The sequence below is a fragment of the Streptomyces sp. NPDC001927 genome (assembly GCF_053594455.1).
On sequence record NZ_JBSFEN010000002.1, the window covers coordinates 543,533 to 557,855 of the forward strand.

Annotated in this window: 6 protein-coding genes; 2 read left to right on the forward strand and 4 right to left on the reverse strand. The window is 72.2% G+C overall.

Features of this window, described 5'->3' with window-relative positions:
• Positions 1-4,986: a hypothetical protein gene (locus ACWCO8_RS06975; RefSeq protein ID WP_451031309.1), complete on the forward strand. Its 4,986-nt coding sequence runs from the start codon at positions 1-3 to the stop codon at positions 4,984-4,986.
• A gap of 17 nt (positions 4,987-5,003) precedes the next feature.
• Here the strand turns inward: ACWCO8_RS06975 and ACWCO8_RS06980 are convergent, their stop codons facing one another.
• The 4 genes from ACWCO8_RS06980 to ACWCO8_RS06995 all read right to left on the reverse strand — a co-directional run bounded on the left by ACWCO8_RS06980 (position 5,004) and on the right by ACWCO8_RS06995 (position 13,070).
• On the reverse strand, positions 5,004-7,454 hold the full coding sequence (locus ACWCO8_RS06980; protein ID WP_451031310.1) for a beta-glucosidase: 2,451 nt from the start codon (positions 7,452-7,454) through the stop codon (positions 5,004-5,006).
• A gap of 43 nt (positions 7,455-7,497) precedes the next feature.
• Positions 7,498-8,580 carry a DUF1996 domain-containing protein gene (locus tag ACWCO8_RS06985; protein ID WP_451031311.1) on the reverse strand — a complete coding sequence of 361 codons (1,083 nt, stop codon included), beginning with the start codon at positions 8,578-8,580 and terminating at the stop codon, positions 7,498-7,500.
• A gap of 34 nt (positions 8,581-8,614) precedes the next feature.
• Positions 8,615-10,768 (reverse strand): discoidin domain-containing protein, encoded by a 2,154-nt coding sequence (locus ACWCO8_RS06990; RefSeq protein WP_451031312.1) that lies wholly within the window; start codon positions 10,766-10,768, stop codon positions 8,615-8,617.
• A 94-nt stretch (positions 10,769-10,862) separates the two neighbouring features.
• Complete coding sequence (locus ACWCO8_RS06995) at positions 10,863-13,070, reverse strand: discoidin domain-containing protein (protein ID WP_451031313.1); 2,208 nt, start codon at positions 13,068-13,070, stop codon at positions 10,863-10,865.
• Between the two features lie 186 nt (positions 13,071-13,256).
• Here ACWCO8_RS06995 and ACWCO8_RS07000 point away from each other — a divergent pair, with 186 nt between their 5' ends.
• Positions 13,257-14,276, forward strand: a complete 1,020-nt coding sequence (locus ACWCO8_RS07000) for a LacI family DNA-binding transcriptional regulator (RefSeq protein ID WP_451031314.1) — start codon at positions 13,257-13,259, stop codon at positions 14,274-14,276.
• Positions 14,277-14,323 lie beyond the last annotated feature (47 nt).

A 14,323-nucleotide genomic window follows, 5' to 3' on the forward strand; every position in this document is an offset into this window, starting at 1 on the left:
GTGAGCGATGAAAACCTGAACTCGTCGGCCGTCGACAGGGATTCGTCCCTGACGCACGAACTGCACATGGCGCTCCACGCGCTGGCCACGGACCTCACCGGTCCCACGGTCGACCGCGTCCGCGTCGAATCCCGGCTCCGGATGGTCATCGGCCTCGGGCAGAGGTCCCTGGACCGAAGGATCCCGCTCCCCCGACGCCCGTTCGACTACTCGGACGAGCGCAAGCCGATCGGCCCCGGCGCGCTGCTGCTCGAGTACGCGGAGGAGGGCGCGACGCACCTGGGGGAACTGCTCCGCGAGCTCGACACCGGGCTGCTGGCCGAGCTCGACCAGCTGGTGACCCGGGCCGACGGCGTGGCGGCCGGCGACGGAGACGGCTCCAGGCCCACGCCGGTGGGCGGGGCGCCCCTGCTGCTCTCGCCGGTGGACGACTGGTACGTCATCGCCGGCGCGGACATCGTGCTCGATCCCGGTGACGGCGCCCTGCCCTCTTCACCGCTCCCCGACTCCGCCGCGATCGAGCGGGGGCTGCGCGCGGCACGGCCCCTCGTGGCGACCGTGGGCAGCAAGCTCTCCGCCGACGTCCGTCCCCGGGTCGACGCCCCCTACGTCCTCAGTCCGTCGACGGTCGCCCCGGACTCCGCCCCGGCCGCCGTCGCCCTGTCCTGGATCGCCGCCGAAGGCGGTCTCCCCGACCTCGGCACTTTGGGGGTGCTCGCCCTGGCGGGCATCTCACAGGACGGTGACTGGCTGCCGCCGGCCGTGACCGAGCGGGCGATGGGGGCGGCCGCCGAGACCGGGCTCGACGTCCTGCGGCGCGACACCGACGGCTGGCGGCTGCACCGGGCGGGCACCGTCGAGACCGACGCCGATCCGACCCTGCTCGGAGCCGCTCGCCTGCTCTGGGGGGAGGAGTGGCACGCCGCGGTGGGCCGGAGAGCGGCACAGCTCCTCGACGAGGAGGAGTGGCGCATCCTCCACTCGACCTCCAGCGGCGACTCGGAGCCGGGGTGGAGCGGACCGGCCGACGGGCGCCTCGTCGACTTCGAGCGGTCCTCGTTCCTCTTCCGGTGCTACCACCAGCGGCCCCTGTCCCGGGTGATCCAGTCCGGGTCGCGCAACAGCGGGAAGACGGTCTGCGCCCAGCAGGTGGTACGGAAGCTGGAGGCCGCCGGCTGGAAGACCCTCGTCCTCTCCCCCGACCGTCGCCAGCTTCCCTCGGACGGCGACCTGTTGTCCGTGGTCCGCGCCGCGCTCACCGCCAGTGGACTCGGCTCCGTGCGCCGGAAGGTGCTCGTGGTCCTGGAGAACCTGCACGCCCTGGAGGACGGCAACGTCGGCGAGGCCCTGGAGAGCCTGGGCGAGCTCAAGGTGGCCGTGCTCGCACTGACGCGCTTCGTGGACGGGGCCACCAACCGTTGGGAGAACCACGGGGTGACCTCGTACGTCACCCTCGTACCGCCCGAGGAGCTTCCCCACCTGGCCCAGAGCATGATCCGTCAGGCGCCCGGGGAGTACCGGGTCCGCCCCGACGACACCGCGGCCGTCGCCCTGGCCGTCGAAGCGTGCCACGGAGACCTCCGTCTGCTGGCCGATCTGCTGCGCGAGGAACCCGCGAGCAAGCCGGCCGCCGAAGGGACCCTGCCGGGGAAGAGCCTGGGGGCCGACCTCGTGCGGGCACGGGCGAAGGCCGTCTGTGACGTCCTCGACTCCGAGGCCCGCGCCGCGGTGTACCTGCTGGCCGCGGTGTCGTGGCTGGACGACGGCGTCCCGACCGACCACGTGGCCGCCATCCCCGAGGAGACGCTCCAGGCCCTCGGCGTCGTCGTCCACCATGGTCTCGCGCGCATCCCCAGCACCGTCCGTGCCGAGGCGTTGATCACCTCCGCGAGCCCCGACGGGCTTGATGCCTTCCCGGCACAGCTCGAACCGTACGTGCTGAGCCTGCTGAGGGACGACAACCAGGCCCGGCTCGACGCGCTGCTGCGCAAGTGCGCGGCGTACGCGCCCGACCCGCTCTCGCAGCTGCTGAAACTGGCCTCGGTCCGTGAGGCGATCACGGGCTGGGCGGGCCGGGCCCACCCGCGCAAGGCACTGTCGGTGCTGCGGCTGTGCCGGCGCAACAGCGACGCCCAATGGACCGCCGACGCGCTGCCCGCGGTACTCCAACGCCTCATGGAGACGGACGATCTGACGGTCCGCGATCTCACGTTCGGGCTCACCGCGCTGTGGGACGACGAGTTCCGGCTGTCCCGGACGAACATGCTGGCGGAGTTCGTCGCATGGGTCGGAGAACCGCGGGGTGGACTGGACCGGGCTTTCGGACGGCCCTCCAGCCTCACGGACCGGCACCACCTCGTCAGCGCGCTGATCAAGCTGGCCGGCGAGGGGACCACGCCGACGGCGACGGTCTGCGACTGGCTGGAGAAGCGCACCGACGACCTCGTCCGTGACGCGGATCCCGCCAACCACCGGGACCTCATCGCCGTACGGCGCATGGACGACCTGATCTTCGCCAGGTCACGGCAGGCCCGGCAGGACAATCCCGCGTCGGCGCTTCGCCCCTTCCACCGGCCCGCGCAGGACCTCATCAAGGCCAGTCCCACCAAGGACAGGTCCCTCGCCGCCATCCTCTCCTGGATCTCGCTGAAGCTGCACTTCGACGGCACGGGTGACTGGGACCAGATCATCGAGCAGTACAAGTCACAGCTCCAGGCCGCTCTGGCGCACTCGGACGCCATCCAGATAAGCCAGGCCCTGTTCGATCTGGCGCAGAGCAACCGCGGGCTCTGCAACCGCCTGCTCAACCATCTGAAGTTCGGGCGCACTCTGGTTCCCGTGGTGAAGGCCGCACCTCCCGCGGAGGCGGCCATCCTCATCTCGACGGTGCGGAACATCCACGGCGGCACGCTGCGGACGCTCCTGTACCAGGAGAACCGGGACGGCGACCTGATCGCCGACCCCGGGCTCGCCCGCGAACTGGCCAAGACCGTCCGCGACTTCAAGGACGCACGGGGCGCCGGCATGATCCTCAGCGCGGTCAGCCGGGTGGACGACCTCTACTGCGCGACCAAGGAGCGGTTCAGCTACCGCCTGGCCATGGAGATCGGCCAGGAGTTCGTCGAGAACGTCATGCGGCGGGAGCGCCGGCCCGCCATCGTCTACCACCTGCTGCGCGGACTGTGGGAGGCGGGCGCGGACTTCCGGCGGGACATCGAGGAGGGAGCGCTCGGACTCGTCGTCTCCAGCATCCACACCCAGCGCGGCACGGCACGGCCCTGGGGTCCGCGCCTCGCCATGCTGCTGATCCAGGACGAGTACTTCGGTCAGAGCTTCCTCCACACGCTGGCCGCGCGGCTGGACCGGAAGGTGCTGTGCGACCGGATGTCCCAGCCGGGGCTCGACCCGGAGAGCATGGTGCACACCCACCGCCTCGGTCTCGCACTCGTGCCCGACATCGGAGTCGACTACGCGCACCGGATCAGGATGGAGAACGCCGTGCAGGCTCCACTCCTGGGCAGTGCGAGCAGCGTCGCGCAGAAGCTCCACGTGATGGCCGACACTCTGCGGGCCGGTGGCAACGTCGACGCGACCACGCGCGTCCTCAACCACTTCAAGGAGGAACACCCCCAGTGGGACTGGGCCGAGCGGCTTCAGGTCGGCCGCAGCATCGGCGCCTTCGCCACCACCCTCGGCCAGCTCCGCACGCTGGATCCGGGCAAGGCGGCCACGGCGGTGAAGAACCTGAGCCAGCCGCACGCCGGACAGGAGCTCTCCCACCTGCGGGAACTCGTGAACCGCAGTGTCGTGCATCCACCCCTCACCGCGGAGCTGCTGAGCGAGGTGGAGCGCTGCCTGCCGGGCCAGGGCAAGGAGGAACTCAAAGTGCTGCGGGGCGGGCGGCGTTGGGCGACGCTCGTCGAAGCCTTCAAGTTCGATCAGGACCCGCTGACCCAGGGCCACGTGGGGCGCGCCCTGGCCAGGCTCGGGGTGACCAACAGCACCGAGGAGACCGAGTGGATGCACACCCTGGTCACCGGCCGGCTGGAGTCCACGATGCACCTCTTCGCCAGTCCCCGGGCGGTACGGGAGATGCTGACGCTCGCCCACATGTGGGAGGCGCAGTGGGGTGAGCAGTTGGCCGCGAGCGTCAACGTCAAGCGGCTGGTCAACAGGCTCCGGCTGACCCTCCGGTCGGACATGCAGGAGATCCCCGGACTGCTTCAAGCCCTGTGGCTGACCGGTGCGGACAAGGCGTTCCACGACATCCTCGACCACGTTCTCGGGCTCAACGCCGATGTCCTGGCGAACGCGCTGGGGGTCCACCAGTCGAGCAGGCTCCTCAAGGTGATCCACCGGGCGAACAGATCCGCCGACTCCCTGGCCGAGGCGGTGGGCCACCTCATCGAACAGGTGGCCGGGCGCCATCTGGTCGTGGACGCGGAGGCGCACTGGCTCGGCATCGGATGGGCGGCCCAGGCACTCCACGAGTGCTCCGCCCAGCGCCACCTCCCGGACGTGGTCCCGGTGCTGCCGCCCAACATCGTGGCCCATACGTCCGCCGTGGCCTGGGCGGCCACGTGGCTGCCCCGCACGGACTGGTCCGTGTCGACGGTCGCGGAGGCCGTGGGGCACTACGAGCGGTTCGCCTCCCACCAGTGGCACCCCCAGGAGACCGCCCGGGTCCTGCTCGCGGCCGCGCGAGCCGGCCTGCTCCCGGCCACCGGCATGCTCGACACCGGCTGGTACGAGGCCACCACGGCGAGTCCGGAACTCGTCACCCTGTTGACCCGCGAGGCAGCGAACTCCACGGTCCTGCGGGACCACTTCGCGGACCCGATGATCGCCAAGCGGCTACGGGACCGGCTCGTCGGCACGGGCCTCTCCCACGACCCGTGCGAACCCGAACTCCGCGCAGCCGTGATGCGGCTCTGCCCCAAGCCGCCGACGCCGGGCCCGACCCCGGGCGGCGGGCTCGGCTACTAGGCGGGGCACGGGCGCGTTCAGGTCTCCTCGCGGACGGAGGCCTGAACGCGGACGGTGGTCACCGTCCGGGCGCGGATGTCCCCCGCCGAGCGGCCCACGAGGATCTCGTAGGGGCCGGGTTCCGTGTGCCAGGCGGCGTCGTCCGGTGACCAGTGGCGGAAGGCTCGCGCCGGGATCCGGGCGGTGGAGGTGGCCTGGGCGCCTGGGGGTGCGTGGACGGTGGTGTGGGTCGCGAGCCAGCGGTGGGGGCGGTCGAGGGCCGAGTCCGGGCGGGCCAGGTAGAGCTGGACGACTTCGCGGCCGGGCCGGCCGCCGGTGTTGCGGAGGTGGACGCGGACCGTGACGTCGGTGCCCGCGCGGACCTCGGTGGGGGCGTCGACGGTGTCGTACTCCCAGCTGGTGTAGCCGAGTCCGTGCCCGAACCAGTAGGCGGGCGCCCGGCCCGCGCGCAGCCAGGCGCGGTGGCCGATATGGAGGCCCTCCGTGTAGGCGAGTCGACCGTCGGCCGGGCGGGTGGTGGTGACGGGGGCGTCCGACAGGGTCGCGGCCCAGGTGGTGGGGAGGCGTCCGCCCGGTTCGGCGGCGCCGAAGAGGACGTCGGCGAGTCCCGTGCCGGCCTCCTGGCCGGGGAACCAGGACAGGAGGACCGCCCCCGCCTCCTCCCGCCAGGGGAGTTCGACGGGGCCGCCGCTGTTCAGGACCACGGCCGTCCGGGGGTTGGCCGCCACCACGGCCCGTACGAGGGCGTTCTGCGGGTCGGCGAGCCGGAGGTCGGTGCGGTCGTGCCCTTCCGTCTCGTCGTGCTCCGTCGTGCCGACCACCACGATCGCGGCGTCGCAGGTGCGGGCGGCCTCCACCGCGGCGGCGAGGGCGGCCGAGGCGTCGGGTTCCGGTGGGGCGGCCGCGACGGTCGTGGCGCGGCCGGAGCCGGGCACCAGCTCCCGCCGGGCCACCAGGTGGACGGGCCGGCCGGTCCCGAGCACCGTCCTGGCCGTCCGCTGCGGTGGGTTGACATGGACCACGGCCGGGTCGTCGACGTCCCGCAGAAAGAGGCCGTCCAGGACTGTGCGGCCGTCGACCGTGACGGACATCCGGCCGAAGCCGCCGACGGCGAAGGTCCACTCCCCCGGGGTCTCGGGCGTCAGCAGCGCGCTGATCTCCACGGTGTGGGCGCCGGGGGCGAGTTCGGGTTCGAGGACGCGTCCCGTGAAACGGTGCTCCGCCGCGAGCTCCCGGCCGTCGGCGTCCAGGAGCCGCAGCAGCACGCCGGGCTGCCCGGAGACCGGATTGCGGCACCGGTCGACGGCGAGCGGGGGCGGTGGAGCGGGCGCGGCAGGCCCTGGGACGTACGTGACCTTCGCTCGCCCCCGCAGCCGTGCGCGGATGCCGTCCAGCGGGGTGACGACGGCGTCCGGGAAGACCCCGGCGCTGCCGCCGCCCTGCAGGCGGGGGTGTGCGGCGTGCGTGCCGATCACGGCGAGGGAGGACATGCGGTCGACGTCCAGGGGGAGCAGGTCTCGGTTGTTGTGCAGGAGGACGGAGCCGGCCGCGACCGCCCTGCGCAGAAGCGCGCCGGTGGGCCCGCCGGCGGGTGCGGGCGGACGGCGGGAGCCGCCGAGGGCGCCGACCCGCTCGGCGAGGCGGAGCAGGCGCCGTACCTTGTCGTCCATGGCCGCCTCCGGGACGCGGCCGTCCTCCACGGCCTGGAGGAGGCCCTCCGCCCAGGGGCTGTGCGGTCCGGGCATCGCGAGGTCGAGGGCCGCGCGGGCGGGTGCCTCGACGGAGCGGACCGCGCCCCAGTCGGAGAGGACCACTCCGTCGAAGGCCCAGTCGGTCTTCAGCGGGTCCACGAGGAGCGGACTCGCCGACATGGTGGAGCCGTTGACCCCGTTGTAGCCCGCCATGACCGCCCACACGCCGGCCGCGACCACGGCCTCGAACGGGGCGAGGTACACCTCGCGCAGCGCACGCTCCCCGACGCGTACGTCCACGGTCAGCCGGTCGGTCTCGGAGTCGTTGGCTACGTAGTGCTTGGCCGTGGCGGCCACGCCGTGGGCCTGGATGCCCCGGACGAGGGCCGCTCCGGTACGTCCGGCCAGTTCGGGGTCCTCGGAGAAGCACTCGAAGTGCCGGCCCCCGAGCGGGGTGCGGTGCAGATTGAGGGTGGGGGCGAGGACGACGTCGACGCCCTTGCGGAGCGCCTCGCGGGCGAGGAGGCCGCCGAGTTCCTCGGTCAGCTCCTCGTCCCACAGGGCGCCGATCGCCGACGCCGAGGGCAGCAGCGCGGAGGGACTCCGCTCGTTCCACGCCTCGCCGCGGACCCCGGCCGGACCGTCGGAGGTCACGACCGGACGCAGCCCGACGGCCGGTTCGGCCGCCGTGCGCCAGGTCGTGGCACCGGTCAGGAGGCGGACCTTCTGCGCGGTGCTCAACTTCCCGACCAGCCGGTCGAGTTCTTCGTCGTCCATCCCCCACCCTCGGATCCTCTAGATCTGCGCACGCCCGCCCCGGTCAGGGCAGGCGGTACTCCGCGTTCAGCGCCGCGCCCCGCTCGGGGTGCGTCTCGTCGTAGCCCCGCGCGTCGCACTGGAGCCCGCCCACGACGCAGTGGTCCACGAGCGCCTTGAGGGTGCGTTCCTCCCACGCGTTGAAGAAGTCGTAGTGGAAGGAGTAGCCGCGCCCGCTCGCCAGCCTGACCTGCGACATGTCGCCGGACATCGGGAAGGCCATCTTGAACTCGACCATCGGCAGCGCGACCGGGTGGGATTCGGGGCACACGTTGTCGTTCGTGCCCGGCTTGACGACCGGGTAGGCCATGTGGGCCCGGTGGTCGGGGGTGTCCAGGTACCGGCCGTCCCAGCAACTGGGCGATTGCATACGGAGGTTGAGCTGCGTACCGGCCGGGCAGTTCGCCGGGATGTCGGTGTTCATGTAGCTGTCCCCGCACTCCCAGCCCTCGACCCAGCCGCGGTGGTTCCGGAACTCCTGGGCGGACTGCGTCGGGTCACCGACGACGAACCTGAGGCCGGTGGGGAAGGGGCGGACGCTGGTGTAGTCGGTGACGCCCGCCTTGTAGTAGATGACCTGCGGGCCGGTGGGCAGGACCTTGCGGTCGCCGTCGTACAGGGACGGCATCCAGTACGCCGACGCGTCACCCGGTGCCTTGCACGTCGTCGTACCCCCGTAGAGGGAGCCGGTGGTGCTGTGGGCGTTGGTGGACGTGTTCCCCATGAACGTGTGGTCGTGGGAGGCGCCGGGCCGGGTGGGGTAGACGATCGGGTCGTCCGGGGCGGTGTGGGTGACGGAGCAGTTCGCCTGGAACTCGTGGAAGTAGCGGGGCGGCGGGGTCGCGTGGGACGGCGTCACCCCGGTGACGGGCGGCACGGCGGGGATGTAGCCGTCGCCGTCCGGGTCGTCGGCGGTGGGCACCGCGGCAACGGCCTTGGCGTGCCCGGCGTGCGCCGCCGTGCCGTGGACGGATCCGGCGCCGGCGCCGCCGTCGGAGGCCGCGGCGAAGGTCCCGGCGCCCAGCGCGGAGGCGGCGAGCGCCACCGCGACCAGGACGGCCGATAAGGATCGGGATCGCGTTCTCATGGAGTCTCCTCGGGAGAGGTGCGGTGGGGGGGAATCAGCTGTAGATGCCGAACTCGTGGAGCGAGTAGCCCCAGCCGGTGCCCCGGGCGGTCAGCTGGAGCCGGACGTGCCGCGCGGTCGTCGCCGCGTCGACGGTGTCCACGTCGCCGTCGCCCGTGGTCGTGGTGTGGACGGTGCGCCAGGTGGTGCCGTCGTCGGAGACCTGGACCTCGTAGGCCCGGGCGTAGGCGGGGTCCCAGACGAGCTGGAGCTGGCGGACGGACCGTACGGACCCCAGATCCACCTGGATCCACTGCGGGTCGCTCCAGTCGCCGGCCCAGCGGGTGGTGCCGTTGCCGTCGGTGGCGTTCTGCGGCGGGCAGGGGCAGTCGCCGTACGACGGCTGGAAGGACGAGGCCGTCGTCGGCCGGTTCAGGGCCAGGTTGGTCCCCGATACGGGCGGGGCCACGACCTTGACGGACTTGGTCTCGATGCCGGCGTTGCCGCGGCCGTCCTCGGCCTGGACGTACACCTTCCAGACCCCGAGCTTCTGCGGGGCGGTGACGGCGAAGGTGCCGTTGCCGGTGGCGCGCCACTGCGCCTCGACGAGCCGCTTGTCGCCGTTGGCGTAGTTGCCGCTGAGGAAGATCTTGTACGTCAGCGGATCGCCTTCGGGGTCACGGACGTCGGCGCGGACGGTGAACTCGCCGCCGGCGGGGGCGCTCCCGGCCGGGGTGACGGTCATGCCGCTCACCACCGGCGGGGTGTTGTCCCCGGCGGTGCTGCCGCTGTACGCCTTCTTGACCGCGTAGTACGAGAGACGCTTGAGGCCGTCGGGCAGCAGGTTGAACCAGACGCCGCCGAAGTCGTGCTCGATGCCGTAGTGGAAGAGGGTCGCGCCCAGGGCGACGCCCTGGTGACCGGTGACGCAGTTCCAGGCCTGGGTGTAGCCCGCGGCCTTCTGGACGTCGGTCGGCTCGTCGGGCACCCCGTTGGCGTCGTCGGGCACCTCCCACTCCCCCGCCGGTCCGGTCTCGGTGATGATGTACGGCTTGGTGTAGCCGCCCTCCTCCCAGTCCTGGCGGACGCCGCAGATGTCGCCGTAGGCGTTCATCGAGTACAGGTCGAGATCGGGCGCGTTGCGCTTGTAGTACGGCCAGGCGCCGGTCCAGGCGTCGGTGGAGGTGACCGGGTGGTCCGGGTCGATCTCGTGGATCTTCCGCGCCACGTCGTTGACGAACGTCGTGTACGCGTTGCGCTGGGCCTCCAACTCCGTTCCGGAGTAGCAGTTCTGCAGGCCGAGGACGGACTCGTTGCCGACGTTCCACATGAGGGTGGCGGGGTGCGTCTTGTACGTGTCGACCCACCGGGCGAACTCGGTGAGCATGGTGCTCTTGTACGCCGTGTCGGTGACGTAGTTGACGCAGCCCCCGGAGCCGGGGCCGCCGCCGGGCTGGAGCCAGAAGCCGTTGACGACCTTGACGCCGTGCGCGGCCGCGGAGTCGAGGAGGGGCTTGGTGGAGCCGTCGGTGCCCCAGGTACGGATGGTGTTGACGCCCATGGACCGCACGTCCGGCATGTACCGGGCGGCGTCGGCGATCGCGGGGCCCCAGGTCAGGCCCTTGACGGTGTAGGGCTCTCCGCCGACGGTGAGCCGCCAGTTCCCCTGGGTGCCGGTGACGCGGACGGCTCCGGCCGCGGGCGGCTGGGTGCCGCCCTCGTCTCCGTACACCTGGAACTCCCAGAGCGAGTAGCCGTATCCGGTCGCGCGCTGGGTGCCGAGCATCCGTACGTACCGGCCGGTGCCGGAGAGGGCGATCTCGTCGGTGCCGCCGTCCGAGCCGGTGACGGCCTTGAGCGTGCGCCAGTCGGTGCCGTTGTCGGAGGCCTGGATCTCGTAGTCCTTGCCGTGGGCCGCCTCCCAGGTGAGGACGGCCCGGCTGAGGGTGGCGCTGCGGCCCAGGTCGACCTGGAGCCACTGCGGGTCGCTCCGTTCGCTGGCCCAGCGGGTGCCGGTGAGGTCGCCGTCGACGGCGGTCGATGCGGGGAAGGCGGCGCCCTCCGTGGTGGAGGCGGTGGCGATCCGCCCCTGCGAGAGCAGGGTCTCGGCCGCGCCGGCGGTGGGGGCCGCGGCGAGGGTGAGGGACGAGGCGAGCAAGGCAGCGAGGGTGAGCGGGGTGACGAGCGAGGTCGCGCCGGTGCGTGGCATGGCGGCTCCTGCGGGTGGGGTGGGGGTGGGGTGTGCCGGAGGGGCCGGTGTCCGCCGTGGCGGGGCGTTGTGGGCGGACACCGGCCCCGGTCGGTCAGGGGAAGGAGACGACGGTCGAGGGGATGGTCTCCGTGCCCGACGTGGGCGCCCCGATGTCGTTGATGACGTGGTCGAAGTGGCCGTTGCCGCCGAGCGAGACGGTGAGCAGGCTGTGGAACTTCACCCCGGGCTTGACCGGGGCCTTGAAGCCGTGTGCCTGGCGGATCGTCGGGTCGACGTTGTAGTAGCAGTAGCTGCCGAGGCCCCAGCCCTCGTGGGTGTTCACCGAGTCGTCGACGCGGTAGGCGGCGTAGCCCTTGGTGGCGCCGTTCTGGATGGCGGCCTGATTGGGGGCGTCGTAGGCCTTCTCGTTCTGGAAGAAGATCGTGCGGCCCCGCTCGCCGTACCACTCCACGTCGTACTTGTTGAAGTGCTCGACGAACAGGCCGGTGGCGAGCACGTCGTCGCCGTTGACGCGGACGCCGTAGTCGGCCCGGTTGGTCTCCCAGCCGACGCCCTCGCCGTGGTCGGCGCGCCAGACCCAGGTGTGGTCGATGATCGTGTCGTCGCTGTTGACGACCATGCTGGTGGTCGCCTTGCCCGCGCCGGCGCCGCCGATACGGATGTACACGTCCTGCACGGTGGTGGGGTTGGCCGCGTGGTCGGCGGAGGCGTTCTGCGGGCCGACCTCGAGGAGGGTCGGGGAGTTGACGGGTCCCGCGTCGATGAGGAAGCCGGCGAGCCGGACGCCGTCGACGTCGGCGACCCGCATCGCGGTCACGCCGTTGTCCGGGATGATCGTGGCGAGGCCGAGGCCCAGGACGATGGTGTCGGCGCGGTTGATCTCGATCGTGCGGTCGACGTGGTAGACGCCCGGGGTGAAGAGCAGGTGCAGGCCCTGGGCGACGGCCGCGTTGATCGTGGCGGCACTGGCGCCCGGCTTGACGACGTAGAACTGGCTCAGCGGGATCGCCGTGCCCTGCGGGGTGCCGTTCGCCCAGGTGGTGCCGCGCGCGTTGGTCCGCTTGGCGGGCGCGAAGACCTTGAACTCCCCGCCCTCCCAGAAGAGGAAGGGCTTCTCGCGGGAGATCGGGGTCGTGTCGAGGGTGGTGTAGCGGGGCTCTGGGAAGCTGGTGGCAGGGGCGCCCTCGACGCCGGAGAAGACCTGGTTCCAGACGGAGTTGGACCAGCCGCCGATCGCGCTGTCGCGCGTGTACCACTGCTGCTGCGAGTAGTTGCCGATCTGGCCGTCGACCTTGCTGTCGGCGATGTAGCCGCCACTGGCCCAACCGTAGCCGTCGGGGGCCAGGTTGAGGCCGCCCCTGACGTGCATGCGGCGGAAGGAGGCCGCCTGGGAGACCGCCCACCGGTTGGTGCCGTTGACCGGGTTGAGGGCCAGGTTCTCGGCCGAACGCCAGAAGTTCTGGGTGGCGTTGCCGTTGAACCAGCCGGCGTCGACGGTCACGTCGCCGTTGATCGAGGTGTCGTCGGGGCGCAGGCCGAGCCCCGCGATCTGGGTGTAGAAGCCGATCTGGGCGTTGAGCCCGCTGTAGGTGCCGGGCTTGAAGAGGAAGGCGTGCCGTCCTGGGCCGAACTGGGCCGACTCCTGCTGCCGGAAGACCTCGTCCAGCTTGGCCTGGATGCCGGGCGTGGCCGGGTCGAAGACGTGCACGTTCGGCCCGAGGTCGCCGCCGCCCGGGATGACCGGGCCTCCGTCGGTGCCATACACCTGGAACTCCCAGAGCGAGTAGCCGTATCCGGTCGCGCGGGTGACGCCCTGCAGGCGGACGTAGCGCGCGGTGCCGGAGACGGGGACGTTCTCCGTGCCGCCCGCGCCCGTGGTCGTGGAGTGGGCGGTAGTCCAGTCGGTGCCGTTCGTGGACAGCTCGATCCGGTACGCCGAGGCGTGGGCCGCCTCCCAGCGCAGCTCGACCCGGGAGAGGGCGGTGGGGGCGCCGAGGTCGACCTGGAGCCACTGGTTGTCGGAGAAGGCGCTGGACCAGCGGGTGCCGAGGTCGCCGTCGACGGCCGCCGCGGCGGCGGTGCCGGCCTGCTCCACGCTGGAGGCGGTGACGGGCTTGCCCTGCGAGACCGGCAGGGGCGCCGCCTGCGCGCCGGTGGTCGGGGTCAGCGCGAGCAGGGCGCCGGCGAGGGCGGTGGCCACGGCGGCGGCGATACCGCGGCGGGCCGGCGCGGATCCGCGGCCGGGACGGCTTCCTCGGCTGCGTGACGTGAGGGGTGGGTGTTGCCCAAGGGGAGACATGCGGGGCTCCTAGAGGGAACGGACAGCGGGAGAGCGCTCTCCGACACCCTGCACGGCCCGGAATCTGACGGTCAATAAGTCTGACCGCACTTTTCTTTCGACTTGCCTTAAGCCTGAGTCCGACCTGAGTCTCGCGGTACACCGGGCACCGGAATGCGGAGAGAAAGGGCGCGTTAGGGTGCGGTGGTGGGCAGAAGGGGACCGACGCTGGAAGACGTCGCGCGCGAGGCGGGGGTGTCGCGCGCGACCGTGTCACGGGTGGTGAACAGCGTCCGCAACGTGGACCCGGGCATCCAGGAGGCCGTCCGGCGCGCGATCGACCGGACCGGTTACGCCCCCAACCTGGCGGCCAGGTCGCTGGTGACCCGACGCACCGAGACGGTCGCGCTGATCCTGTCCGGGGCGGGCGAGACCTTCACGGCCCGTGTCTTCTCCGACCCGTTCTTCGGGCGGGTGGTCGAGGGGGCGCTCGGGTTCCTGCGCGCCCGCGGCGTCCATCCGGTGCTGCTGCTCGCGGAGTCCGGGGCGGCCAGGAAGCAGGTCGTCGCGTATCTGCGTCAGGGCAGCGCCGACGGCGCCCTGGTGGCGTCGGTCCAGGCCGACGACCCGCTGGCCGCGATGCTGGCCGAGGCGGCGGTCCCGGCCGTGCACTTCGCACGCCCCGCCGGGGAGGCGCGGGTGAGCCACGTGGACCTCGACAACGCCGAGGGCGGCCGCCTGGGCGGCGGGCACCTGCTCGCACGAGGACGCCGCCGGATCGCGACGATCTGCGGCCCGCAGGACCTGCCGGCGGCGCGCGAGCGGCTGCGCGGTTTCCGCGAGGCCCTGGGGCGGGCGGGGATCTCCGAAGTCCCGGTGGTCGAGGGGTGCTTCACGGTGGAGAGCGGGGCCGCCGGGGCGGCCCGTCTGCTGAGCGAACACCCGGACCTGGACGGGGTGTTCGCCGCTAACGACCTCATGGCCCGGGGCGCCTGCCAGTACCTGAGCGAGCGGGGCCGGTCGGTGCCGGGTGACGTCTCCGTCGTCGGCTTCGACGATTCGAGCGCGGCGGTGGCCTGCAGGCCGGCCCTGACGACCGTACGGCAGCCGGTGGAGCGGATGGCCGCGGCGATGGCGGAGCTGCTGACCGAGCACCTCCAGGGCACGCGTACGGAACCCGCCACGCTGGTGTTCGCCCCCGAGTTGCTCGTACGCGACTCGTCCTGAGGACCGGCTTCCGTGGGTGGGCCTCCGCCCCCCGGCGGGGGTCCACC

Bases quoted from the DNA above. Each gene is read 5' to 3' on its own strand.
- ACWCO8_RS06995 (WP_451031313.1), bottom strand. From the start codon at position 13,070: ATGTCTCCCCTTGGGCAACACCCACCCCTCACGTCACGCAGCCGAGGA.
- ACWCO8_RS06990 (WP_451031312.1), bottom strand. From the start codon at position 10,768: ATGCCACGCACCGGCGCGACCTCGCTCGTCACCCCGCTCACCCTCGCT.
- ACWCO8_RS06980 (WP_451031310.1), bottom strand. From the start codon at position 7,454: ATGGACGACGAAGAACTCGACCGGCTGGTCGGGAAGTTGAGCACCGCG.
- ACWCO8_RS06985 (WP_451031311.1), bottom strand. From the start codon at position 8,580: ATGAGAACGCGATCCCGATCCTTATCGGCCGTCCTGGTCGCGGTGGCG.